Annotated in this window: 3 protein-coding genes, 1 tRNA gene and 1 pseudogene; 4 read left to right on the forward strand and 1 reads right to left on the reverse strand. The window is 62.9% G+C overall.

What is annotated here, in order from left to right:
- Window positions 1-258: 258 nt before the first annotated feature.
- Window positions 259-333: transfer RNA gene (locus RMO81_RS05050), tRNA-Val, on the reverse strand.
- Between the two features lie 58 nt (window positions 334-391).
- Between RMO81_RS05050 and RMO81_RS05055 the strand changes: the two genes are divergently transcribed.
- From RMO81_RS05055 to RMO81_RS05070, 4 genes and pseudogenes are all read left to right on the forward strand, one after another.
- Complete coding sequence (locus RMO81_RS05055) at window positions 392-1,849, forward strand: sodium:solute symporter family transporter (RefSeq protein WP_310474670.1); 1,458 nt, start codon at window positions 392-394, stop codon at window positions 1,847-1,849.
- 25 nt (window positions 1,850-1,874) lie between these two features.
- Entirely contained in the window at window positions 1,875-2,096 is a 222-nt protein-coding gene (locus tag RMO81_RS05060; RefSeq protein ID WP_310474671.1) for a DUF6356 family protein, read from the forward strand.
- 34 nt (window positions 2,097-2,130) lie between these two features.
- Window positions 2,131-3,345: a serine hydrolase domain-containing protein gene (locus tag RMO81_RS05065; protein ID WP_310474672.1), complete on the forward strand. Its 1,215-nt coding sequence runs from the start codon at window positions 2,131-2,133 to the stop codon at window positions 3,343-3,345.
- A gap of 18 nt (window positions 3,346-3,363) precedes the next feature.
- Window positions 3,364-3,621, forward strand: a pseudogene (locus tag RMO81_RS05070) (glutathione-dependent disulfide-bond oxidoreductase); the annotation flags it as partial.

The following is a 3,621-nucleotide window of genomic DNA, read 5'->3' on the forward strand; positions in this document are numbered from 1 at the left end:
CTCGGCGGCTTGGCCGCCGGCCCGCGCGACGTGCCTGCGTTTGGCTGCAAAGCTTGTTCTGGCGGCTGCGGCCGGCGGCCAAGCCGCCGAGTCCGCTGGACGGGAGAAAGGAAGTCAGGAAGCCTAGTGCGCGGCCAAGCCGCGCCGTCGGACGACCCACGAAAACGGCGACCTGAGGGTCGCCGTTTTCGGTCGCCGGCCGGCCTTGCTGGAGTCGAAGAATAGTGCTGCGCACTATTATTGCACCCGGCTGCGGCGTGGTGGGCGCTGAGGGTTTCGAACCCCCGACCCTCTCGGTGTAAACGAGATGCTCTACCACTGAGCTAAGCGCCCGCGCTGCAACTGCTCCCGCCCCTAGCCGCACCGGCCATAACGTGCAACCTAGACCGTGATGACAACCTTGAACACCACGCAAATCGCCGTCTTCGTCGCGCTCACCGTCGCCATGGCGCTCGCCACCATCTGGCAGGTGCGGCGCATGGGCCGCAAGCAGGGCACCCGCAGCGAAGCCAACAGCAACCGTGAATATTTCCTCGCCGGCGGTGGCCTCACCTGGCCGTTCATTGCCGGTTCCATCACCCTCACCAATCTTTCGACTGATCAACTGGTCGGCATGAACGGCCAGCAGATGCTGCTGCTGGCCTGGTGGGAGCTTTCGGCAGTGGCGGGGCTGGCCATTCTCGCGCTGGTGTTCCTGCCGGTCTATTACCGCGAGGGCTGCACCACCACGACGGAACTGCTGCAGAAACGCTACAACTCACCGGCGCTGCGTGCGCTGGTCTCGGCGCTGTTCCTCGCCGGCAACCTGCTCATCTATCTGCCGATCACCCTCTATACCGGCGCGCTGTTCCTGCGCACGGTATCGGGCACCGATCTGCCGCTGCTGCCGCTGGCGGCGGTTCTGGGCGTGGCGGGATCGCTTTATGCCATTCTTGGCGGCCTGCGGGCGGTCGCGGTGTACGACACCATCGCCGGGGTGGGCGTGCTTGGCTCGGCGCTGGCCATTGTGTGGTTGGCACTGTCGGCCATTGGCTGGGATTTCTCTGGCATCCCGGCCGAACGACTAACGCTGGTCGGCGGGCCGCAAAGCCCGATCCCGTGGCCAACGCTGCTCACCGGCATGATCTTCATCCAGACATTCTACTGGTCCACCAACCAGAACATCACGCAGCGGGCGATGGCTGCGCCCAATCTGCGCGAAGGCCAGAAGGGCGTGTTTGCCGCCGGGATGATCCGCCTGTGCATCGTGCCGGCCATTGTCGTGCTGCCCGGTATCGCCAGCTACAAATTATTCGGTCCGCTGGGGGACACCGCCTATGGCCGCATCGTTGCCGAGGTGATGCCGGCCTGGGCCTCGGGCGCGTTCGCAGCCTTCATGGCGGCCGCCGTGCTCACCCATTATACCTCCATCCTCAACAGCACGACAACGCTGTGGGTGTGTGACATTCACGAAGCGTATATCAACCGCAATCCCAATGTCGGCCGGCTCAACACCTTCATCTCATTGGGTTTCGTGGCCATCTCCATCGCGCTGGTGCCGCTTTACAGCGGGGCCGCCTCCATCATCAATCTGGTGCAGCAGTTGAACGGCCTGCTCTCCATGCCGATCCTGGCCGCTTTCATCTGCGGGCTGGTGTTCACCGGCATCCGCGCCAGCGCCGTCATGCTGGCGTTGGGTTTTGGCGTTGGCCTGTATGCCGTGTTCACCTGGGTGTGGACGCCCACCCACTATATCCACCTGATGCTGGTGACGTTATTGGCCACAATTGGCGTGGCGTTGGCGATCAATCGGCTGATGGGTGGCACGGCACGGTTGCGGCAGCGCGAAGCAGCGGCCATTGTGGCCTGACCGATTCATAGCTCGAGAGGTTCGCATGTTCACCCGCCTGTTTCTCGAACACCCGCGCGTGGTCAATGAAAGCTATACCGAACATATGGGCGCCGCCTTTGGCGTTGGCGGCCGCATGTTCGCCGCCAGCCTGAAATGCTTCGTGCACGGCCTCGTCCCCGGCCTGTATAAAACCGCCGGTTCCGATGCGATCTGCGAACTGCACCGGCAGGTGGCACCGCGCAAATATGATCAGCCGACCTTCTGATCGGCCACAGCCAATTCACGACAAGGATGCCGCGATGACCGACACTCTGGGATTCTCGCCAGCCCGGCTTGCCCGTCTCGACGCGCATCTGGCCGAAAAATACATTGCCACCCGTCGCCTGCCCTGCGCGCTGTCGCTGGTCGCCCGCCACGGCGAAGTGGTCCACAGCCATGCCCAAGGCCTGGCCGATGTCGAACGCGGCATTCCGTGCCGCGACGACACGATCTTCCGCATTTATTCGATGACCAAGCCGATCACATCGGTGGCGCTGATGATGCTGGTCGAACAGGGCAAGATCGCGCTCGATGATCCGGTGCATCGCTATATTCCGGAATGGAAAAATCTTGGCGTGTTCGTCGCCGGCACCCACAAATTGGGCTTTCAGACCCGGCCACCAACGCGCCCGATGCAGGTGGTTGATCTGTTCCGCCACACCGCCGGCCTCACCTATGGCTTTCAGCTGCGCAGCAACGTCGATGAAGCCTATCGCCGCGAAAAGATTGGCGAGATCGAAAAGGCCGGCACGCTGGAGGGCATGATCCAGGCGCTGGCCAAGCTGCCGCTGGAGTTCTCGCCCGGTGATGCCTGGAACTACTCGGTGGCAACCGATGTGCTGGGCTGGCTGGTGCAGGTGGTTTCCGGCCAGAAATTCGAGGATTTTCTCGCCGAACATATCTTCGCACCGCTCGGCATGGTCGATACCGGCTTCCACGTCCGCGACGGGCAGCAGCACCGTTTTGCCGCCTGCTACCAGCCCGACAAGACCGGCACCATCACCCTGCAGGATGATCCCACCGCCTCGTCCTACCTCAAGCCGCCCAGCTTCATTTCCGGCGGCGGCGGGCTGGTGTCGACGGCGGCTGATTATCTGCAGTTCTGCCGCATGCTGCTCAACGGCGGCACGCTGAACGGCCATCGCATCATCAGCCGCAAGACGCTCGATCTGATGACCGCCAATCACCTGCCCGGCGGCGGCAGCATCGCATCCATGTCGAAATCGCTGTTCAGCGAGGCCGCCTATGACGGCGTCGGCTTCGGCCTCGGCTTTGCCACCACCATGAGCGCCAGCCAGACTCTCATGCCCGGCAGCAACGGCGATTATTTCTGGGGCGGCGCGGCCAGCACCTTCTTCTGGATCGATCCAGAAGAAGACCTGATCGGCATCTTCATGACCCAGCTCATCCCGTCCAGCACCTGGCCGGTCCGCAAGGAAATGCGCACCATGGTCTATGCTGCGCTGGATGATTGATCTTCCCGGAGAACCGACATGACCGACTATGTGCCGCCCAAAGTCTGGACTTGGGACAAGGAGTTCGGCGGCCGGTTCGCCAACATCAACCGCCCGATCGCTGGCCCGACGCAAGACAAGGACTTGCCCATCGGCAAACACCCATTCCAGCTTTACAGCCTGGGCACGCCCAACGGGGTGAAGGTGACGGTGATGCTGGAGGAGCTGCTGGCACTGGGCCATACGGGCGCGGAATATGATGCGTGGCTGATCAACATCGGTAGCGGTGATCAGTTC

The sequence above is a fragment of the Sandarakinorhabdus sp. genome (assembly GCF_031422795.1).
Taxonomy (GTDB): domain Bacteria; phylum Pseudomonadota; class Alphaproteobacteria; order Sphingomonadales; family Sphingomonadaceae; genus Sandarakinorhabdus.